Here is an 18,979-nt window from a genome sequence, read left to right as displayed (position 1 = left end):
GATGACAAACCCCCGAGTCACCAAAGGAGTGACACCGATGGGAAAGCGGCCCGAAGCACCCGCCACCGGCGGCGGACCGCCAGCCGGACCGGCATCCTTCCTCGCCGCCGCCGCGGCGCTCGCCTCCATAGACGAGGCCGTCCGTACCGCCCAGGACGCCCGGGCCACGACCCCGTCCACCACCCAGGCCGGCCCCGAGCAGGCACTGGCCACCCTGCTCCTGCTGCGCGAGCTGCGCACCGAGCTCGCCAGCTGGGAGGCCCCGCTGGTGGAGGCCGCCCGAGCCTCGGGCGCCACCTGGGCCGACCTCGCCCAGCCCATGGGCGTCGCCAGCCGCCAGGCCGCCGAGAACCGCTACCTTCGCCTCAAGCCCGCCACCGATCCGGGCGCGCCCACCGGCGCCGGACGGGTCAAGGCGGTCCGCGACCGGCGCGCCGCCGAACGCGCCGTCACCGCCTGGGCCCGTGCGAACGCCGCCGACCTGCGCCGGCTCGCCGCCCAGGTGACCGCCCTGAGCGACCTCGCCCCGGCTGCCCGACCCGCGCTCGATGACCTCCACACCGCGCTCGGCGCCCCGGACGCCGCCGAACTCCTCACACCCCTGGCCGCCATCCGCCCCCACCTCGGCAGCCACCACCCCCGGATCGCCCACCGCCTCGACGACCTCGCCCGGCACGCCGACCAACTGCGCCATGACAGCGACCACCGGCGCACCTGACCACCTGGCCGCCGCCGAGGCGCGCTGGCAGCGGATCGAGGACCAGCTCGCGGCCGTCGGGCGCCGGATGCGGACCGACAGTGGTGCCGCCATTGCCTCGATGGACGTCTGCCTCGCGCGCCTGGAATCGATACGCGAAGCCCTCCGCACCTCCTTGGCGCAGGTCGAACAGGACATCGCGCCGCAGTCCGGGGCCCGCGCGGCGCATCACACCGCCGGGTACTGAACGGGTCGTCATGCGGACAACAGTGTGGGAAGAGGCCCTTCAGCAGGCACGGAGGTCCCGCTTGCCCGGCAGTGTCGCGGCCTCACGGGGGAGCCGGAGACCGGCTCGGGCCGCAATCCCCGGCGACGGCGCGGGTGAGAACCCCGGGCGAGGACGCGGCCGGGGCGCCGGGCCTGCTCCGGGCCCAGGACGGGCTGCCGGTGCGCTGATCAGCTGGTGATCTGCTTCTTCTCGCCGCTGCTCTTGACCTCGATCTTGCGTGGCTTGGCGTGTTCGGCTATCGGGATGCGGATCGTGAGCACACCGGCCTCGTAGTCGGCCTCGATCTTGTCGGCCGCGAGCGTCTCGCCGAGGAACACCTGGCGGCTGAAGACGCCGTAGGGCCGTTCGGCGACGACCATCTCGCGATCCTCGATCTCCGGTGCCGGCCGCTCGGCCTTGACCGTCAGAACGTTCCGCTCGACGTTCAGGTCGATGCTCTCGGGCGCGATACCGGGCAGGTCGAGGCGGATCAGGAAGGATCCGTCGCTCTCGTAGGCGTCCATCGGCATCGCGGTCGGCCGGGCCGCGGTGCCCAGCAGCTGCTGGGTGAGCCGGTCGAGCTCGCGGAACGGATCGGTTCGTATCAACATCACGGGTCACTCCCCTCGTGGGTCGGAGACGACGAGACTCCGGCGGGAGGCCACCCATCAGTTCATGTACCCCTATTTCGGGCATCTTGACAAGCGTTGGCCAAGGTTCTATCCAGATCTATGAGGAGGTTTTGCCGGGGTCACCCGGGAGGTGGTCCGCCATGACGGGACCGCGAGACCGACGCGATCACTACGCGGTGCTGGGAGTGGAGCCCACGGCGTCCGCGCGGCAGGTCACCTCGGCCTATCGCACCCTGGTCCGGCTGCTGCACCCCGACACCCGCCCCGTCGAGCCGGGATCGGCGGAGCGACTCGGCGCGGTGGTCGCCGCCTACGAGGTCCTGCACGATCCCGAGCTGCGGGCCGCCTACGACGCCGAACGCGAGACCGCCCGGCCCCGCCCGGGGACCGCCCGCGCCTCGGCCCGTCCCCGGGCCGCAGGCCGACGGGTGTCCGTACGAGTCGTCCTGGAAACCGGTGGGGCGGGGCCTGCGCGCGCCGTGCCGACTCCCTCCGACGCAGCGATGCGGTACGGGTCCGAACCGCTCGTTCGGGCGGGCCCGGTGCGGATCGCACCGCCGGGCGCGTCGGCGTGGGCGCCAGATGATCCCGGCGACCTCTGGGAGTGGATACTGCACCGGCTGCGGGAGGTGGACCCATGGCTGTGAACAGCAACGACTTCCGCACAGCCATCTCCCGGTGGGACGGCCAGACCACCGTCGCGGTCACCGGCGAGATCGACCTCTCCACCGCCGCCGAGCTGGAGAGCCGCGTCAAGGAGTGCCTGGCGCGCCGGCCCAGCCGCATCGACCTCGACTTCGCACAGGTGCGATTCTGCGACTGCTCGGGCGCGGACGCCCTGGAACGGCTCCATCGCCGGGCGCAGGAGGAAGGCGTCGTCCTGAAGGTCACGGATGTGCGGGCACCGATCGTCGCCCGGCTGTTCGACCTTCTCGGCCTCACCGACCTGGTTGAACCTCACCGACCTGCTTGAACCTGGACGGGTTTGTACGGGCCGCCTACCGCGGCGCTGCCACGACCCGCACCTCCGACCGCCTGAGCGCGCTCGCGCTCCGCTGACGCGAACGAGCGGCCGCCGCACCCGTGGGTGCGGCGGCCGCTCCCCGTTCAGCACGAGCCAGTCAGCGTGAGCCGATCAGCGCGGGTCGACCAGCACCGGGGCGAACACCGTGCCCAGCGGCTCCGGGCCCACGTACTGCTGGCAGTTGCACTGCCCCGGTTCGTAGCGCACCGGCCGGCGGTCGGCGTCCCAGGCGGTGGGCGTCTCGACCACCTCGTGGCAGCGGCCCTGCTTGTCGTGCTTGGCCAGGTGGTGGGTGCAGCCGCAGACCGGCTCGGGCGGGCGGTTGGCCTCCTCCAGCGCGAGGCGCCGGCGGTGCTGGGCGTCGAGCAGTTCGAGCTTGCGCTTGTGACGGACCTTCAGCCCCTTGCGCACCCGGCCGGCGACCGACCCGCCGCCGTAGAGCACGGCGGGCACCAGCCACCACAGGTTCCACAACGAGTCCACTGACGCCCCCCACTGCTGTCGTTTCCTGGTGCAGATCATACGACTGACCAGCGAGAACGACACAGAAGGGACGGCCGGGTCAGCGGATCACCGGCAGCACCGGTGCCGAACTGCGGCCCGCCGCCGCCTCGATGAAGGCCACCGGATCGGCGACCTCGGCCAGCAGGTCCCGGGTGAAGTTCAGGGCCCCTTCGGCGGGCGCCGGACCGCCGACCGCCGCGATCAGGTCGAGCAGGTGGACGGTCGCCTCCATCAGCGCCACCTCGCCCAGCGCCCCTACCGTGGCACTGCCGAGCAGCGGGTGCGCCACCACCGTGCTGGGCGGCAGGTCGGCGAGTCCGGCCAGCGCGGCCGGGCCGTCGACGCCGAACCGGGCGATCAGCGCGGCCGGTTCGGCCGCCTTGGCCACCTGCTTGGCCGTGTCGGCGACCTGTCCGGCAGCGGTGTGGGCGATCCCGCCCGGCCGGTTGAACGCCCGCAGGACGCCCGCCCCGCTCGTCACCTCGGCCGGGCCGTCCAGCACCGCCACCCGCAGCCCGGTGAACATCTCCGGCACCGGCGCCACGTGCGCGTACAGCTCCCGGACGGTCCAGTCGGGCAGCCGGGTGGGCCGGTCCCAGTCCTCCGCCGCCAGGGCCGCGCCGCGCTCGGCCCAGGAGGCCCAGGCCTCCGCCAACATGGCGCGCACGGTATCGTTCTGACTGGACATCGGATCTCCTTCGCACACGTGGCCACCGGAGCTCCCCACGCTACCCGGCGGCCGCGGAAAACCACTTGCCGCCCTGGTGTTCCGGCCGCCACGATCGGCGCATGCCCGACACCCCCGCCCGCCCGCTGCCCGTGACCGCCCCCGCACGCCCGGCCCCGGTCCAGCAGCAGCCCGGCCGTCCCCGGAGGCCCGACCGCGCCCACGCGTGAGCGCCGCGCTGGTCGCGGGGCTGCTCGCCGGGTACGGCGTGGCCGTACCGGTGGGTGCCGTCGGGGCCTACCTGGTCTCGCTCACCGCGCGCACCTCTCTGCGCACCGGCGCCTGCGCCGCGCTCGGCGTGGCCACCGCGGACGGGCTGTACGCGCTGCTCGCGGCCGTCGGCGGCACCGGCCTGGCGCCGCTGCTCGAACCGCTCGCCCGACCGCTGCAACTCGCCTCCGCCCTGGTGCTGCTCGCGCTCGCCGCCCGCACCGCCGCCACCGCCCTGCGCAGCCGCCGGACGACCGCCACCCTCGCGGCCGAGGCACCGCCCGGCCCGCTCCGCGCCTACCTCACCCTGCTCGGGATCACCCTGCTCAACCCGCTGACCGTGCTCTACTTCGCCGCCCTCGTCCTGGGCAGCGGGAGCCGAGACGGCGCCACCTCGGGCCCGCTCGCCCGGGCGGTGTTCACCGCCGCGGCCTTCGCCGCCTCCGCCAGCTGGCAGCTGCTGCTCGCCTCCGGCGGCGCGCTGCTCGGCCGGGCGCTCACCGGCCCCCGCGGCCGCCTGCTCACCGCCCTCGGCTCGGCCGCCCTGGTCGGCTGGCTCGCCGTCCGCCTGCTGATCGGCGCGGCGTGAGCCCGCGGCCCTCAGGCCTGAGGGGTCCTCCCGACGGGCCCTCCCGACGGGCCGGTCAGACCTGGGCGCCGAGCATCCGCAGCACCAACTCGCCGTAGCGACGCCCGAGTTCCTCCGGTGTCTCGGTGGAGCGATCGGTGTACCAGCGGGAGACGTCGATGCCCAGCGAGGTGACCGCGCGGGCCGCCGTGCGCACCTCCGAGACCTCGAACTCGCCCGCCGTCACGCCCGCCTCGATCAGCGTGCTGACCTCGCGCTCGATGTCCAGCCGCAGCGCCGCGACCACCGCGTAGGCGTCCTCGGGCAGCGCGTGCAGCTCGTAGTTGACCACCCGGCCGACCGTCCGGGCCCGGGCGTGCCAGACGGTGAACTCCTCGACCAGGCGCCGCATCCGCTCGGCCGGGCCGCCGTCCCCGGCCGCCGCCGCCCGGACCAGGGCCAGCGTGGCGGCGTGCCCGGCCTGGCTGATCTCGGCGAGCAGCGCGGCCTTGGACTGGTAGTGGATGTACAGCGCGGCCGGGCTCATCCCGGCCGCGGTGGCGATGTCCCGGGTGGTGGTGGCGTGGAAGCCGCGCTCCGCGAACGACTCGACGGCCGCCTGGAGCAGCCGGTACGCCGCCTCGGGGCGGGTGTCGGCGCCGGGCAGGGCCGGCCAGAGGTCGGCGATGGGCGTTCTGGTCATGGCGCCATCCTCCCAGAAGACTCGTACAGGCATTCCTGCCGACCGCTCGGCGGACCGTCGGGCCGGTCAGCCGGCAGGCTGTGGCTCCCGCCGACTGTTGACAGGTTCCCGCACCGACAGCATGCTGAGCAAGCGCTTAGTCAGCGACCGTCCCCTCAGGATCCAGGATCCAGGACTCCGGATTCTGGATCCTCGCGCGAAAGGCAGGACCCTCCGTGGTGCACTCCTTCAAGGGCCAGGTGGCCGTCGTCACCGGATCGAGCCGGGGTATCGGCCTCGGCATCGCCCGCGAGCTGGTCGATCGCGGCGCCAAGGTCTGCCTCACCGCCCGCAACGCGGAGCCGCTCGCCGAGGCCGTCGCCGACCTGGGCGGCCCGGACAACGCGATCGCCGTCGCGGGCAAGGCCGACGACCCGGCCCACCAGGAAGAGGCGATTGCCCGCACCCTGGAGGCCTTCGGCCGACTCGACCACCTGGTCAACAACACCGGCATCAACCCGGTCTACGGGCCGGCACTGGAGACCGACGACGCGGCCGCCGCCAAGATCATGGCCGTCAACGTGCTCGGCCCGCTGGCCTGGATCCGCCGTGCGCACGCCGCGTGGATGGGCGAGCACGGCGGCTCGGTCGTCAACGTCGCCTCGGTCGCCGGCATCCGCGCCTCGGCCGGGATCGGCATGTACGGCGTCAGCAAGGCCGCCCTGATCCGGCTCACCGTCGAACTCGGCGCCGAGCTGGGCCCGCAGGGCATCCGGGTCAACGCCGTCGCCCCCGCCGTGGTGAAGACCAAGTTCGCCGAGGCGCTGTACGAGGGCCGGGAGGAGAAGGTCACCAAGGCGTACCCGCTGGGCCGGCTCGGCGTCCCCGCGGACGTCGCGGGCGCGGTCGCCTTCCTGCTCTCCACCGACGCCGGCTGGATCACCGGCCAGACCCTGGTGGTGGACGGCGGCGTCACCCTCGGCGGTGGCCTGTGACGGACGACCTGGCCGGCCAGGGCGTGGTGGTGACCGGCGCCGGCCGGGGCATCGGCGCCGCCCTGGCCAAGGCCTTCGCCGAGGCCGGCGCCCGGGTCGTGGTCAACGACCTGGACGCCGAGGCCGCCCACAAGATCGCCGAGGAGTGCGGTGGCACCGCCCTGCCCGGCGACGCCGCCTCCGCCACCGGTCTGACCACCCTGGTCGGCCGGGCCCGCGCCGCGCTCGGCGAGATCGACCTGTGGTGCGCCAACGCGGGCGTCGCCCCGGTCGGCGGCGCCGACGCCCCCGCCGCGGCCTGGGCCAGCGCCTGGGAGGTCAACGTGATGGCGCACGTGCGGGCCGCCGAGCTGCTGCTCCCCCGCTGGCTGGAGCGCGGCAACGGCCGCTTCCTGGCCACCGTCTCCGCCGCCGGGCTGCTCACCATGCTCGGCTCGGCCCCGTACGCGGTCAGCAAGCACGGCGCGCTCGCCTTCGCCGAATGGCTCTGCGCCACCTACCGGCACCGGGGCATCCGGGTGCACGCGCTCTGCCCGCAGGGCGTGCGCACCGACATGCTGGCCTCGACCGGCCCGGTCGGCGAGGCCCTGCTCGCCCCGACGGCGCTGGACCCGGGGGACGTCGCCGAGGAGGTGATGGACGCGCTGCGCCACGACCGCTTCCTGATCCTGCCGCACCCGGAGGTCGCCGAGTACTACCGCGTCCGGGCGAGCGAACCGGAGCGCTGGATCGCCGGGATGAACCGGCTCCAGCAGGGCCTGGAGAGGGACGGGGCACTGTGAGGGCCTGGCAGGTGGGTGAGCTCGGCGAGCCGGCCGCGGCGATGCGGCTCGCCGGGGATGTGCCCCGGCCGGTGGCCGGCCCGGGCCAGCTGCTGGTCCGGGTCAGGGCGGCGGCGGTGAACTTCCCGGACGCCCTGATGGTGCGCGGGCACTACCAGGTCCGCCCGCCGCTGCCGTTCACGCCCGGCGTGGAGCTGTGCGGCGAGGTCGCGGACGGCGCCCGGCGGGGCGAGCGGGTGATCGGCAACCCGGTGCTGCCGCACGGCGCCTTCGCCGAGTACGCGCTGCTGGACGCCGCGGCCGCGTTCCCGGCGCCCGAGGCGCTGGACGACGCCGAGGCGGCCGCGCTGCACATCGGCTACCAGACCGCCTGGTTCGCCCTGCACCGCCGGGCCCGGCTGCGGGCCGGCGAGACCCTGCTGGTGCACGCGGCGGCCGGCGGGGTCGGCAGCGCGGCGGTGCAGCTGGGCCGGGCCGCCGGGGCGCGGGTGATCGCCGTGGTCGGCGGCGCGGCCAAGGCGGAGACTGCGCGTTCGCTGGGCGCCGACCTGGTGGTGGACCGGACGGCCGAGGACTTCGTCGCCGCCGTCAAGCAGGCCACCGGTGGGCGCGGTGCGGACGTGGTCTTCGACCCGGTCGGCGGCGACGCCTACACCGGCTCCGCCAAGTGCGTCGCCTTCGAGGGCCGGATCGTGGTGGTCGGATTCGCCGCCGGGCAGATCCCGGCGCCGGCGCTCAACCACGCACTGGTGAAGAACTACTCGATCCTGGGCCTGCACTGGGGCCTCTACAACACCCACGACCCGCGCGCGGTCCGCGCCGCCCACGACGAGCTCACCAAGCTCGCCGAGCAGGGCGTGGTCCGGCCGCTGATCAGTGCCCGGGTGCCGCTGGCCGGCGCCGCGGACGCCGTCCAGCGGGTGGCCGACGGACTGAGCACCGGCCGGATCGCCGTCCTCGGGGAGTAGCGGGCCGGGACGTAACGGGCCGGGACGTAGCGGGCCGGGGCACCACCTGCGCCGTCACCGGCGGGGTGGTCGCGGCCCGCACCGGACCGGCGCGGGTGCCGCAGGTCTGGCCGGCCTGCCGCGAACCGCTACCCGACTGGGTCGCGAAAGCCGCCGACGAAATCAGCGCCCCGCGATGACGTCCAGGGCCGGGCGCGGCGGGCGGCCGAGCAGCGCCGCCAGGTCGCCCGGCCCGCCCGGCCCGGCCAGGAAGCCGTGGGCGATCGCGGAGCAGGTGCCCACCACCATCGGCACCTGGAAGTCCAGCGCGTCCGAGGCCGCCACCGCCGTCCGGGCCTCCCCCAGCCCGCCCGGGCGGTACTCCGCGCCGAGCACCTGGGCCACCTCCGCACCGCCCACCGCCCGCTCCCCCACCAGCTCGTAGGTGCGGCCCGCGTGGGCGGCCGGCGCCAGGGCGACGTTCACCGCCACCTCGGCGAGGTCCGCCCGGGCCACCGCCGCCAGCCGCCCGTCACCGAGCGGCGCGGTGATCACCCCGTCCGGGCCGGGCGCGGCGATCGCGGCCAGCAGCTCCGCGTAGAGGCCGTTGCGCAGCACCGTCCAGCGCAGCGTGGTGGATTCGCGCAGCCGCCGCTCGGTCCAGCGGTGCGCGAGGGCGTACGGCAGGTGGTCGCCGTCGCCGGAGAGGCTGGTGTAGACGACGTGCTCGACGCCCGCCTTCTCCGCCGCCTCGATCGCCGCGCCGTGCCGGGCGATCACCACGTCGTCCTCGGCGGCGCCGGCCGAGATCAGCAGCAGGGTCGTCACCCCGGCGAAGGCCTCCGCCAGGGTCTCCGGCCGGTCGAAGTCCACCAGCCGGGCTGGCACCTCGGCCGGCACCCGCTCGGGCATCCGGCTCCCCGCGACGACACCCTCACGCGCGCCGAGCTTCTCCAGCACGAGGGCGCCGAGACCTCCGTTGACACCGGTGACGAGCAGCATGGTTCCCCTCCAGGGATGATCGGCCGTTGGCTACGCGACCATCCTCGATAGCCTGGACGTCAGGCGTAAGGAGGCACTTCCATGTCAGTAGGGCACACCGCGGTAACCACCCGCCGTCCCGTCGTGTGGTGCGAGGACGGCGTCGACTGCGGGATCCGCGACCTGCTGAACCGGCTCGGCGACAAGTGGTCGGTGCTGGCCGTGGTCGAACTCGCCCAGGGCGTACGGCGGTTCCGGGAGCTGCAGCGGGCGCTGCCGGGGATCTCGCAGCGGATGCTGACCCTGACGGTGCGCCGGCTGGAGCGCGACGGCCTGGTGTCGCGGACCGTCCACCCGACCGTCCCGCCGCAGGTGGAGTACGAGCTGACGCCGCTCGGGCACAGCCTGACCCACCTGGTGCGGGCGATGGTGGACTGGTCCTACGACCACCACGACGCGATCGTCGACTCGCGCGCGGCCTGGGACGAGGCCAACCCGGGCTCGGAGATCCGCTAGTGCCGCGACCGGCGGTGTCAACGCCGGATCGCCCCTGACTTCGTTCGAATGAACTCACCGCGAGGCTCTACTCGTTCGCTGACGATCGGTGCTCCAATTAGCTCGCACTCGGGCCTGAGCTGCGAAATCACACCATGGTTGTGCGCGAACCGCACGAACCGCAGCGAGAAACGGAACTGCCTCATGGCAATCGCCCTCCGCAAGACGCTCGCCGTCGCCACGCTGGCGCTGACGGCCTCCTTCCTGCCCGCCGGTCAGGCGGGGGCCTCCGACACCACCCACGCGACCTCGCGCACCCCCGGGCTCTACTGCCTCGCCAACACCTGGCAGACCCCGAACATCAGCACGAAGCCGTGCAACTCCAGCGACCCCGGCCAGCACTGGACCCTCTCGGGCGAGCAGATCTCCCTCACCAACGCGCGGGGCTACTGCCTCGCCAACACGTGGCAGAGCCCGTTCGTCTCCACGAAGCCGTGCAACTCCAGCGACCCGGGGCAGTACTGGACGGTCTCGGGCGAGCAGATCTCCCTCACCTTCGACCCGGCCTACTGCCTCGCCAATTCCTGGGGCACCCCGAACGTCGGCACGAAGCCGTGCAACATCACCGACCCCGGCCAGCACTGGGTGGTCTTCAACGACCAGATCAGCCTGGCGCTCGCCTGACACCCCACTGCCGTGCCACTGCGCGGGAAGTCGGCCCGGCCGACTTCCCGCGCAGTGCCGTGCACCGAGAATTCGTGGGCTCCGATCTGCGGGTGGATTCGGGGTTGCCCACTCGCACGCGCGAGGAGCCTTCTGCAGGCTCCTGGCCACGTGATTACGGTGGTCAACGCAAGGCAGGAGGAGTTCCTGCCCCCTCTCCCGTGAGGCCGGCTTCCATGAGCCTGAGCATCCGCAATCAGTTCCCCGGCACGGTCACCTCCGTCACCATCGGTGACGCCATGGCGACGGTGAAAGCCCGTCTGGACGGCGGTCAGGAGATCACGGCGGCCGTCACCGCGGACGCCGTGAAGGACCTCGGGCTCGCCGAGGGCGCTGCCGTGCGCGCCATGGTGAAGTCCACGGAGGTCTCGCTCGCGACCGGACCGGTGGCCGGTCTGAGCATCCGCAACCAGATCCCCGGCACGGTGGTCGACGTGGCGGCGGGGGCCGCCATGGCGACGGTGAAGGTGTCCGTCGAAGGCGGTGAGTTGACCGCGGCCATCACCAAGGACGCCGTGACCGCACTCGGGCTGGCAGCCGGCTCGTCGGTCGTCGCGCTCATCAAGTCCACCGAGGTCTCGCTCGCCACGGCCTGACCCACCGCGGACAAGGCGCCCCTACCGCTCGTACGTCATCTCCGGGAACCGCGCCGAGGGCCCGTCCAGCAGGTGGTCGTCGTGGCCACGCAGCCAGCGGTCGAAGAAGGAGGCGACGTAGCTTCGGGTGGCCAGCTCGGCGCGGTCGGGGCGGATGTCGCCGACGTCCTCGGCCAGCTTCTCGGGGCTGATCGCGCCCTGGCGGGCGAGCTGCGGGAGCAGGGACTGCGCGTCGGTGTAGGACCCGTGCCGGGACCCGTCGAGGGTGAGGTCGGCGTGCCAGCCGGTGCTGTGCTGCCATAGGGCGTCCCAGCCGGGCTGCTGGTGGTAGCTGCCGGAGTCCGCGTTCCGCGTGCCCATCAGCAGGAAGGGACGGTCCAGGCCGTCCTGGGCGACGCTGGGCAGGAAGACACCGTTATTGCCGTCCGGGCCGGGGAAGTGCAGCTGCCCGTCCAGGTTGATCCCGGCCGCGATGCGGGGGTCGTCGTGCATGGTCTGCAAGGCGGTGAAGCCGCCCGCCGAGTGACCGACCATGCCGATCCGGTCGAGGTCGAGCGAGTCGGCGAGGCCGGCCGGCAGGCTGCGGTCGCGGCGCAGCCCGGCGAGCTGGTCGAGCACGAAGCGGGTGTCGTCGACGCGGGTCTGGAGCGAGGTGCGCAGCACGGCCCCGATGTCCAGGTCGGGTCGGCCCATCAGGTCGGGGAAGACGGAGGTCGCCAGGTCGCCGCCCGGGAACTGGACCTCGGAGGCCTCCCAGGTGTGGTCGACGGTGACCACGACGTAGCCGCGCGAGGCGAGGTCCTCGACCAGGGCGGTGCCCCAGGTGCGCGGGTCGCCGAGGCCGGGCGAGTACAGCACCACGGGGCGCCTGCCGCCGGCGAGGGCGGGCGCGTCGGCGCGCGCGTGGGTGCGGACGTCGGCCCAGTCGGTGCGGCCGGCTTCGAAGCCGTAGTTCGCCCGGCCGACGCTCCCGGCGCCGCCGAAGTGCGCGGCCGCGGCGGGTTCCATGTAGCGGGCGCGGTCGCCGCCGGTGGCGGGGCGGGCGGTCGGGTACCAGAAGCTGATCATCAGCTCGCGGGGCCGCCCGGGCCTCAGCGGGAACTCCCGCTCCTTGTCGGTCAGTTGCACAGTGGTGGTGCCGATCGGGTACGGCCCGGTCGGCTGCGGCAGCCACGCTGTGGCGTGCCGCTGGCCGCCGGTGTCCTCGGGCGCCGCCAGCGCCCCGGGCGCGCCCGCCAATCCGAGCGCTGCCGACGCTGCCAGCAGTACCGCCGCCACAGCCCGTCCCCGCCTGACCATCACGTCTCTCCTCATCTCCGGCCGATCTCTCCGTATCGACCTGGCATGCGGGAGACAGTACGGGCGCGGACGGGCCACGGCCGTCATACCGTGGAGCCAACTCACCCCTGGTTCCCAGGTATGACGCCTTCGGGTCACCGGTTGCGGGTCACCGGTACCTCTTGAGCTCCCGGCGGGCCAGCGAGCGCTTGTGCACCTCGTCCGGCCCGTCGGCGAGGCGCAGGCTGCGGACGCCGGCCCAGAGCTGGGCGAGCGGAGTGTCCTGGCCGGTGCCGCCGGCGCCGTGGGCCTGGACGGCCTTGTCGAGGATCCACTCGACGGTGATCGGGGTGGCGATCTTGATGGCCTGGATCTCGGTGTGCGCGCCGCGGTTGCCGACGGTGTCCATCAGCCAGGCGGTCTTGAGGACGAGCAGCCGCAACTGCTCGATGCGGACCCGGGATTCGGCGATCCAGTCCTGGATCACGCCCTGCTCGGCGAGCGGACGGCCGAAGGCGACGCGCGCGCTGGTCCGGCGGCACATCAGCTCCAACGCCCGCTCGGCCATGCCGATGGCGCGCATGCAGTGGTGGATGCGGCCGGGGCCGAGCCGGGCCTGGGCGATGGCGAAGCCCGTGCCCTCCTCGCCGATCAGGTTCTCCACCGGCACCCGGACGTCCTCGAAGAGCACCTCGGCGTGGCCGCCGTGGTCGGAGTCGTCGTAGCCGAAGACCGTCATGCCGCGTTTGAAGGTGACACCCGGGGTGTCGCGCGGGACGAGGATCATGCTCTGCTGACGGTGCGGGTCGGCGTCCGGGTCCGTTTTGCCCATCACGATCAGAATCTTGCAGTCCGGGTTCATCGCCCCGGTGATGTACCACTTGCGGCCGTTGATCACGTACTCGTCGCCGTCCCGGACGATCCGGGTGGCGACGTTGGTGGCGTCCGAGGAGGCCACCTCGGGCTCGGTCATCGCGAAGGCGGAGCGGATCTCGGCGTCCAGCAGCGGGCGCAGCCAGCGCTCCTTCTGCTCGGCGCTGCCGAACTCGGCGAGCAGCTCCATGTTGCCGGTGTCGGGGGCGGCGCAGTTGAGCGCGGGCGGGGCCAACTGGGGGCTGCGGCCGGTGATTTCGGCGAGCGGGGCGTACTGGAGGTTGGTCAGCCCGGCGCCGTGCTCGCCGGGGATGCTGTGCTTGTCCACAAAGAACAGGTTCCACAGGCCCTGCTTGCGGGCCTCGGTCTTGAGCTCGGCGATCACCGGCGGGACGGCCCAGGCTCCGCGGGCCGGGTCGGCGAGTTGCTGGGCGAGGACGGGCTCGGCCGGGTAGACGTGCTCGTCCATGAAGGCGAGCAGCTGCTCGCGGAGTTCGTTCGTCCGGGCGTCGTAGGCGAAGTCCATCAGTTCTCCTTGAGGGTGCTCAGGCCGTGCCGGGCGAGGATCGGGGCCATCTCGCCCGCGCGCTCGAACCCGGCGCCCAGGGTGCGGCCCTGCTGGAAGCGGAAGTAGATGCCCTCGGCGACGGCGGCGAGCTTGAACGAGGCGAAGGCCACGTACCAGTCGAGGTCGGCGGCTTGGCGTCCGGTCAACTCGGCGTAGTAGGAGACGATTTCGTCGGGCTTGGGAAAGCCGGGGGCGGTCATGGCGGAGGGGATGATGCCGCCGCCGACGCCGGCGAGCTCGGTGTACATCACGAGCAGGCCGATGTCGGTGAGCGGGTCCCCGAGGGTGGACATCTCCCAGTCGAGCACGGCGGTGATCGTGTCGCTGTCGTCGACCAGGACGTTGTCCAGCCGGTAGTCGCCGTGCACCAGGGCGGGCGCAGGCGAGGTCGGCAGGCGCTCGGCGAGCAGGGCGTGCAGCCGGTCGAGGTCGGGGAGGTCGCGGCTGCGGGAGGCGGCGAGCTGCTTGGACCAGCGGCGCAGCTGGCGCTCCAGGTAGCCATCGGGGTGTCCGAAGTCGGCGAGGCCGACGGCGGCCGGGTCGATCCGGTGCAGGGCGGCCAGGGTCTCGACCAGACGGCGGCCGAGCGCGTTGACGCGCTGCTCACCGAGCGTGGCCAGCGTTTCGCGGTCCCGGTGCGCCGTGCCGGTGACGTACTCCATGAGGTACCAGGGCGCGCCGAGCACGTCGGTGTCGTGGTCGATCAGCAGCATGCGGGGAACGGGCACGCCCGTGCCGCGCAGGGCGGACATGACGCGGTGCTCGCGGCCCATGTCGTGGGCGGTCGCCAGGACGTGCCCGAGCGGGGGACGGCGAAGGACCCAACGGGACACGCCATCGGTGAGGACGTACGTGAGGTTGGAGCGGCCCCCCTCGATGAGGTCGGCACGCAGCGGGCCCTGGACGGCACCGGGCAGCTCGCGGTCCAGGTGGGTGCGGAGGCGAGCCAGGTCCAGGCCCGGCGGGTCGGCGGGGGCGTCGGGCATCGGGCGGCTCCTAGGAGGTCGGTTCCGTCTCGTTGACTAAGCGCTTGCTTAGCATCAAGCCGAAGGAGGCCCCCTGTCAATGCGACGAGCCCCCGGACCAAGCGGTCCGGGGGCTCGTCGGCCAGGTCAGAGATCAGAAGTCGCCGAACTCGCCGGAGGCGGTCGCGGCGACGAAGGACCGCCACACATCGAGCGGGAAGACGAGCGCGGGCCCTTCCGGGTCCTTCGAGTCACGGACCGGAACCACACCAGGGAAGTCGGGCGATACCTCTACACAGGAACCGCCGTTACCGGAGTGCGACGACTTGAACCAGGAAGCTCGGGACAGGTCTGGGCGGGTCATGGGTCAAAGTTCCTTTCGGGCCTTGCGAATCAGGTCGAGGGACGCAGCTCTGGTCAGCGCTTCCACCTGCAACCGATCGTAGGCCCTTTCCCATGCCCTGACAGTCCTGTCTTCCCGCACGACATAACCATGCTCGGCAGATTCCGTGTAGCCGACCACAGAACGGTCGGCGAACGTCAACAAAGTGACGAAGGAACGGAACGGGGCATGCTCGGCCAGGCTGAACGGGGCCACCTGGAAGATGACATACGGCTTGGATGCCATGTCAGCCAGGTGATCAAGCTGCGCACGCATGGTCTCGGCGCCGCCCACCGGGCGGCGGATTCCACTCTCATCTATCACCGCATGGATGACCGGCGGCTCAGGCCGCTTGAGCAGCCGCTGCCGCGCAACAAGGAATCCCACTCGCTCCTCAGCCTGGTCCGGCGTGCTGCTTCCTCGCTGCACTGCTGCCGCTTCGATCGCGGAAGCATAGGCCTTGGTCTGAAGGAGCCCAGGGATGACGTTCGGTTCGTAGATCCTGATCTCCGACGCGCGGGCCTCCTGCCCAGCGTGCTCGGGGAAGCCCTCCAGGAACCCCTTCCGCCTCATCCCGACCCACATCAACTCAAGCGTCTGCCCCGTCCCGAGCGCCTTGTCGGCCGCCCTGACGAAGTCCCGACTGGTGGACTTGCGGCCCGTTTCCACTGCCGAGATGTAGCTGTCCGAGTACCCCATGGCTGCGGCCAGATCCTGCTGGGTCCAGCCCAACGCCTCGCGCGAGCTGCGAAGCAGTGCACCGAAGGACTCACGAGGGGATGACGTTGGATCAAGTTCCTTGCGGTTCACAGCTCACATCCAATTCCACTTGAGCCGCAGACAAGTTGAACGATTCCCAAGCTTAGCCGACAGTGGACACCACCGGTAGTCGTTTCGCTACAGAGAGGAGCGAGCGGTGAGCTGCTCCACGCCCCCGCAGACCCTGCACCGCCCCCAGGTGGTCATCTACCTGGCCAAGACCAACTCCCGGTTCCCCGAGCGCGAGTTGCGCATGTGCGAGGCCTACGCCCACGCCTTCCGCTGGGACATCTCGCTGATCGTCGTGGACGACGAAGCCGCCGTGAAGGGGCCCGAGCACCGCCCCATGCTCCAGGCCGCCCTCCAGCGCCTCCTCGAAAACCGCGCCGGCGCGATCCTCATCCCCAGCAAGGCCACCATCTCCCCCATCGACGGCGAGTTCAACGAGTTCGCCGAGCGCGTCGAGAAGGCCTCCGGCTTCATCCAGGTGGCGACCCGCCGATGACAACCGACCGCTACACCGCCGTCCCCGCCGACGCCCCGCACGGCGCCTCCTTCCAGGCCTGGGTCATCCGCGACCGCAGCACCGACCTCCTCGTCAAGGCCCTCCCCCCGGCCGAAGAGCCGCTGCGCTTCTACTCCTACGCCCACGCCCAGGCCTGGATCCGCAAGAACGAGCCGCCGCGCACCGCGTACGAGATCCGCCTGATCGACTCCACGAGCCCGCACTTCCTCCAGCTGGAGTGCTGGGGCCTCTGGGACCTCGCCAACCACGAGTACCTGCGCATGCCGGGCTCCTCGGACCGGATCCGGCGCTTCTACACCCGCGCGGGCGCCGAGGCCTTCCGGCGGCATCTCAGCCGCTCTGAAACGTAGGGAATGCGCTCCCAGGTCCAATGTCCCCGGTGCTCCGCGCTGCGCACCGGGGTGCACCGCCGGACCCGTGCGAGGTGCGACCGTCACCCGACGGGGCCGACGTCCTGCTCCCTCGACCGTCCCTCAAAAATCGGCTGTGAGCTGGAACACAGTTGAGGTTGACCTTGGGTCAGGCTGGAAGCTCGCCGCAACGGCCCGACGCCGACGCGGGCACAGCGGATCTGAAGGAGCAACATGTCCATCACCCTCCCCGGTCGGGGGCAGGATCGCCCGGAGCTGCAGAAGGCGATCGAGGAGATCGTCGAGTCCGGTCTTCTCGGGGTGCAGCTGCGGGTGAACGACGAGCAGGGCGAGTGGGTCGGCAGCGCCGGCGCGCGCGAGCTGGGCCGGAGCGCCGAGCCGCTGACCGACGGGCACTTCCGCATCGGCAGCAGCACCAAGAACTTCGTCGCGGCCTCGGTGCTCATGCTGGTGGCCGAGGGCAGGATCGGCCTGGACGCCCCGGCCGGTGACTACCTGCCCGGGTTCGGGCTGGACCGGCGGATCACGATGCGGATGCTGCTGCAGCACACCAGCGGGATCTTCAGCCACACCGGCGAGCTCTACGAGGACGGGACGGTCGCGCCCGGGGTCCCCTGGCGGGGCAAGGAGTGGGTGGACAGGCGATTCCACACCTACCCGCCAGAGGAGTTGGTGCGGCTGTCGTTGTCCAAGCCGACGCGGTTCGCGCCGGGGTCGGGCTGGAGCTACTCCAACACCAACTACGTGCTCGCCCGGCTGGTGATCGAGAGCGTCACCGGCCGGTCATTCGCCGAGGAGCTGCGGCGGCTGATCCTGGGTCCGCTGGGGATGACCGGCACCGTGGCGCCGGGCACCTCGCCGGAGATCCCCCGGCCTCACAACCACGGCTACTACCGCTACGAGGACGTCGGGCGGGAGAAGACGGTCGATGTCACCCGCCACAACCCTTCCTGGGTTTCGGCCGGCGGTGACATGATCTCGACCACTCAGGACCTGCACACGTACTTCTCCGCACTGATGGGCGGCAGGCTCCTGCCGACCGGACTGCTGGCCGAGATGCGTACCCCGGAGGCGACGATCGGCTACGGCCTGGGGGTGTTCGCCCAGGACCTGGGCCCGCGCGGCGGCACCGTCTTCCACCACAACGGCGCCACCATCGGCTCGGCGGCGCTGATGTACAGCACGCCCGACGGCAACACGACCCTGACCGCCGGGCTGACCTACGTGGACGACGCCGACATGTCCATAGCACCGGCATTCCAGAACGCCCAACAGCGGCTCGTCTGCGAGGTGTTCGGCGGCGGGCAGGCCGCTCCGGAGCGGCCGACGAGCTGACCGCCCGGGGCCCGTACGCTTCGAGGGCCGGCCCCTTCCGGTCGTGCGTCAGACAGATCGCGAACCGGGGCCGCGCCGGGCCGGACAGGCTCGGCGCGGCCCCTCCACCTGCTCGGCCACGCTGTGCGTCGTGGCCGAGCCCGAACACGAGGCAGGCTGAGCGGATGACGAGCGGGGTCACGATCGGGCAGGCGGCGGCGTTCGTCGGCGTCACGGTGAAGACGGTGCGGCACTACCACCAGCACGGGCTGGTCGACGAGCCGCGGCGCGACGCCTCCGGCTACCGGCGGTACGGATCGGAGGAGCTGCTGCGGCTGGTGCAGGTCCGGACGCTGGCCGCCGCCGGGGTGCCGCTGGCCGAGATCGGGCCGCTGCTCGACGCCGACGCCGGCCAGTTCGCCGATGCCCTCGCCGACGTCGCGCAGCAGCTCACCGAACGGATCGCGGACCTGGTCGCGCGTCTCGACATGCTGCACCGGCTCGCCGAAGGCGACCGGGCCCTGCTGCCCGAGCGTGCCTGCGCGATCCTGGACCGGATGCCCGGCCTCGGCTTCGGCCCCGACTACGTGGCCGCACAGCGCGAGGCCCTGGTGCTGGCCCGGGTGCTGGTGCCGGAGGGCTTCGACGGCTTCCTGGCCCAGCTCGAACACCGGTTGGAGGACCCCGAGTACATCGACCTGGCCAAGCGCGGCCAGGAGGCCGAGACCTGGGAACCGGACGACCCGAGGATCGAAGAACTCGCGGCCGCCATGGCCGACCACTACCTCGCCAATCCCGCGCAGTTGGGGAACCCCACCAGCCAGCGGGCCTGGACCAGGGCCTCCACCCAGTACCGGCTGATCAACAACCACCGCGGGGACCAGGCCCCGGTCTCAGCCCGCCTGACCTCGCTCACCGAGGCCAGACTGCGCTCCGCAGGCGTACCCATCCCACGCCGATGACGGGGCCCTGCGGCACATCGGCCCCGCGTCCGGCAGCATCTCAGCCGCCGGGAAACGTGGGGAACTCGCTCCCAGGTTCAATGCCCCCGGTGCAACCGTCCTCACCTCGACAGGCATCGATCAAAGTGTTCTGATGATCGAACTGTAGGC

Annotated in this window: 25 protein-coding genes; 15 read left to right on the top strand and 10 right to left on the bottom strand. The window is 72.4% G+C overall.

Going from position 1 to position 18,979, the window contains the following annotated elements; translation table 11 throughout:
• The first annotated feature begins 37 nt into the window (after nucleotides 1-37).
• Together ACZ3UD_RS21245 and ACZ3UD_RS21240 are read left to right on the top strand one after the other, a co-directional pair.
• Nucleotides 38-718 (top strand): hypothetical protein, encoded by a 681-nt coding sequence (locus ACZ3UD_RS21245; RefSeq protein WP_465589707.1) that lies wholly within the window; start codon nucleotides 38-40, stop codon nucleotides 716-718.
• On the top strand, nucleotides 693-944 hold the full coding sequence (locus ACZ3UD_RS21240; RefSeq protein WP_465589704.1) for a hypothetical protein: 252 nt from the start codon (nucleotides 693-695) through the stop codon (nucleotides 942-944). The genes ACZ3UD_RS21245 and ACZ3UD_RS21240 overlap by 26 nt, the downstream gene beginning before the upstream one ends.
• A 209-nt stretch (nucleotides 945-1,153) precedes the next feature.
• On the opposite strand, the gene ACZ3UD_RS21235 is transcribed toward ACZ3UD_RS21240, so the two are convergent.
• Nucleotides 1,154-1,579 (bottom strand): Hsp20/alpha crystallin family protein, encoded by a 426-nt coding sequence (locus ACZ3UD_RS21235; protein WP_465589701.1) that lies wholly within the window; start codon nucleotides 1,577-1,579, stop codon nucleotides 1,154-1,156.
• Nucleotides 1,580-1,737: 158 nt separating this feature from the next.
• Here ACZ3UD_RS21235 and ACZ3UD_RS21230 point away from each other — a divergent pair, with 158 nt between their 5' ends.
• Nucleotides 1,738-2,244, top strand: a complete 507-nt coding sequence (locus ACZ3UD_RS21230; RefSeq protein WP_465589698.1) for a J domain-containing protein — start codon at nucleotides 1,738-1,740, stop codon at nucleotides 2,242-2,244.
• Nucleotides 2,235-2,570 carry an STAS domain-containing protein gene (locus ACZ3UD_RS21225; RefSeq protein ID WP_465589696.1) on the top strand — a complete coding sequence of 112 codons (336 nt, stop codon included), beginning with the start codon at nucleotides 2,235-2,237 and terminating at the stop codon, nucleotides 2,568-2,570. The genes ACZ3UD_RS21230 and ACZ3UD_RS21225 overlap by 10 nt, the downstream gene beginning before the upstream one ends.
• 162 nt (nucleotides 2,571-2,732) lie before the next feature.
• On the opposite strand, the gene ACZ3UD_RS21220 is transcribed toward ACZ3UD_RS21225, so the two are convergent.
• Nucleotides 2,733-3,143 (bottom strand): hypothetical protein, encoded by a 411-nt coding sequence (locus ACZ3UD_RS21220; RefSeq protein WP_465589694.1) that lies wholly within the window; start codon nucleotides 3,141-3,143, stop codon nucleotides 2,733-2,735.
• Nucleotides 3,144-3,183: 40 nt separating this feature from the next.
• The gene (locus tag ACZ3UD_RS21215; RefSeq protein WP_465589693.1) at nucleotides 3,184-3,813 is read right to left on the bottom strand and encodes a maleylpyruvate isomerase N-terminal domain-containing protein; all 630 of its coding nucleotides are present in this window, start codon (nucleotides 3,811-3,813) and stop codon (nucleotides 3,184-3,186) included.
• Between the two features lie 205 nt (nucleotides 3,814-4,018).
• On the opposite strand from ACZ3UD_RS21215, the gene ACZ3UD_RS21210 reads away from it, so the two are divergent.
• Entirely contained in the window at nucleotides 4,019-4,651 is a 633-nt protein-coding gene (locus tag ACZ3UD_RS21210; RefSeq protein ID WP_465589690.1) for a LysE family transporter, read from the top strand.
• Nucleotides 4,652-4,706: 55 nt separating this feature from the next.
• Here ACZ3UD_RS21210 and ACZ3UD_RS21205 read toward each other — a convergent pair whose 3' ends face one another.
• Nucleotides 4,707-5,333: a TetR/AcrR family transcriptional regulator gene (locus tag ACZ3UD_RS21205; RefSeq protein WP_465589688.1), complete on the bottom strand. Its 627-nt coding sequence runs from the start codon at nucleotides 5,331-5,333 to the stop codon at nucleotides 4,707-4,709.
• Nucleotides 5,334-5,548: 215 nt separating this feature from the next.
• Here ACZ3UD_RS21205 and ACZ3UD_RS21200 point away from each other — a divergent pair, with 215 nt between their 5' ends.
• The 3 genes from ACZ3UD_RS21200 to ACZ3UD_RS21190 are packed head-to-tail and all read left to right on the top strand — an operon-like array spanning nucleotide 5,549 to nucleotide 8,057.
• Nucleotides 5,549-6,307, top strand: coding sequence for an SDR family oxidoreductase (locus tag ACZ3UD_RS21200; protein ID WP_465589685.1), 759 nt, complete (start codon nucleotides 5,549-5,551; stop codon nucleotides 6,305-6,307).
• Entirely contained in the window at nucleotides 6,304-7,089 is a 786-nt protein-coding gene (locus tag ACZ3UD_RS21195) for an SDR family oxidoreductase (protein ID WP_465589682.1), read from the top strand. Before ACZ3UD_RS21200 ends, ACZ3UD_RS21195 begins: the two co-directional genes overlap by 4 nt.
• Nucleotides 7,086-8,057 carry an NADPH:quinone oxidoreductase family protein gene (locus tag ACZ3UD_RS21190; protein WP_465589679.1) on the top strand — a complete coding sequence of 324 codons (972 nt, stop codon included), beginning with the start codon at nucleotides 7,086-7,088 and terminating at the stop codon, nucleotides 8,055-8,057. The genes ACZ3UD_RS21195 and ACZ3UD_RS21190 overlap by 4 nt, the downstream gene beginning before the upstream one ends.
• Before the next feature lie 162 nt (nucleotides 8,058-8,219).
• Here the strand turns inward: ACZ3UD_RS21190 and ACZ3UD_RS21185 are convergent, their stop codons facing one another.
• On the bottom strand, nucleotides 8,220-9,038 hold the full coding sequence (locus ACZ3UD_RS21185; RefSeq protein ID WP_465589676.1) for an NAD(P)H-binding protein: 819 nt from the start codon (nucleotides 9,036-9,038) through the stop codon (nucleotides 8,220-8,222).
• A gap of 81 nt (nucleotides 9,039-9,119) precedes the next feature.
• On the opposite strand from ACZ3UD_RS21185, the gene ACZ3UD_RS21180 reads away from it, so the two are divergent.
• The 3 genes from ACZ3UD_RS21180 (at nucleotide 9,120) to ACZ3UD_RS21170 (ending at nucleotide 10,831) form a co-directional block, all read left to right on the top strand.
• Nucleotides 9,120-9,533 carry a winged helix-turn-helix transcriptional regulator gene (locus ACZ3UD_RS21180; RefSeq protein ID WP_465589673.1) on the top strand — a complete coding sequence of 138 codons (414 nt, stop codon included), beginning with the start codon at nucleotides 9,120-9,122 and terminating at the stop codon, nucleotides 9,531-9,533.
• Between the two features lie 183 nt (nucleotides 9,534-9,716).
• A complete protein-coding gene (locus ACZ3UD_RS21175) occupies nucleotides 9,717-10,196 on the top strand; it encodes a ricin-type beta-trefoil lectin domain protein (RefSeq protein ID WP_465589670.1) in 480 nt (159 codons plus the stop codon).
• A 215-nt stretch (nucleotides 10,197-10,411) separates the two neighbouring features.
• Nucleotides 10,412-10,831 (top strand): TOBE domain-containing protein, encoded by a 420-nt coding sequence (locus tag ACZ3UD_RS21170; RefSeq protein WP_465589667.1) that lies wholly within the window; start codon nucleotides 10,412-10,414, stop codon nucleotides 10,829-10,831.
• A 21-nt stretch (nucleotides 10,832-10,852) separates the two neighbouring features.
• On the opposite strand, the gene ACZ3UD_RS21165 is transcribed toward ACZ3UD_RS21170, so the two are convergent.
• From ACZ3UD_RS21165 to ACZ3UD_RS21145, 5 genes are all read right to left on the bottom strand, one after another.
• Nucleotides 10,853-12,130, bottom strand: coding sequence for an alpha/beta hydrolase family protein (locus ACZ3UD_RS21165; RefSeq protein WP_465589664.1), 1,278 nt, complete (start codon nucleotides 12,128-12,130; stop codon nucleotides 10,853-10,855).
• Between the two features lie 148 nt (nucleotides 12,131-12,278).
• Nucleotides 12,279-13,508 carry an acyl-CoA dehydrogenase family protein gene (locus ACZ3UD_RS21160; RefSeq protein WP_465589661.1) on the bottom strand — a complete coding sequence of 410 codons (1,230 nt, stop codon included), beginning with the start codon at nucleotides 13,506-13,508 and terminating at the stop codon, nucleotides 12,279-12,281.
• Nucleotides 13,508-14,536, bottom strand: coding sequence for a phosphotransferase family protein (locus tag ACZ3UD_RS21155; protein ID WP_465589658.1), 1,029 nt, complete (start codon nucleotides 14,534-14,536; stop codon nucleotides 13,508-13,510). The genes ACZ3UD_RS21160 and ACZ3UD_RS21155 overlap by 1 nt, the downstream gene beginning before the upstream one ends.
• 133 nt (nucleotides 14,537-14,669) lie before the next feature.
• Entirely contained in the window at nucleotides 14,670-14,879 is a 210-nt protein-coding gene (locus tag ACZ3UD_RS21150) for a DUF397 domain-containing protein (protein ID WP_465589655.1), read from the bottom strand.
• Nucleotides 14,880-14,882: 3 nt separating this feature from the next.
• A complete protein-coding gene (locus ACZ3UD_RS21145; RefSeq protein WP_465589652.1) occupies nucleotides 14,883-15,707 on the bottom strand; it encodes a helix-turn-helix domain-containing protein in 825 nt (274 codons plus the stop codon).
• Between the two features lie 106 nt (nucleotides 15,708-15,813).
• Here ACZ3UD_RS21145 and ACZ3UD_RS21140 point away from each other — a divergent pair, with 106 nt between their 5' ends.
• From ACZ3UD_RS21140 to ACZ3UD_RS21125, 4 genes are all read left to right on the top strand, one after another.
• Nucleotides 15,814-16,161 carry a recombinase family protein gene (locus tag ACZ3UD_RS21140; protein ID WP_465589649.1) on the top strand — a complete coding sequence of 116 codons (348 nt, stop codon included), beginning with the start codon at nucleotides 15,814-15,816 and terminating at the stop codon, nucleotides 16,159-16,161.
• The gene (locus tag ACZ3UD_RS21135; protein ID WP_465589646.1) at nucleotides 16,158-16,532 is read left to right on the top strand and encodes a hypothetical protein; all 375 of its coding nucleotides are present in this window, start codon (nucleotides 16,158-16,160) and stop codon (nucleotides 16,530-16,532) included. Before ACZ3UD_RS21140 ends, ACZ3UD_RS21135 begins: the two co-directional genes overlap by 4 nt.
• 234 nt (nucleotides 16,533-16,766) lie before the next feature.
• On the top strand, nucleotides 16,767-17,888 hold the full coding sequence (locus ACZ3UD_RS21130; RefSeq protein ID WP_465589643.1) for a serine hydrolase domain-containing protein: 1,122 nt from the start codon (nucleotides 16,767-16,769) through the stop codon (nucleotides 17,886-17,888).
• Between the two features lie 164 nt (nucleotides 17,889-18,052).
• Nucleotides 18,053-18,829, top strand: coding sequence for a MerR family transcriptional regulator (locus tag ACZ3UD_RS21125; protein WP_465589640.1), 777 nt, complete (start codon nucleotides 18,053-18,055; stop codon nucleotides 18,827-18,829).
• Nucleotides 18,830-18,979: the final 150 nt, after the last annotated feature.

The sequence above is a fragment of the Kitasatospora sp. NPDC023118 genome (genome assembly GCF_055560875.1).
The sequence above is the reverse complement of the archived record's forward strand: the minus strand, read 5'-3'. Positions and strand labels throughout refer to the sequence as shown.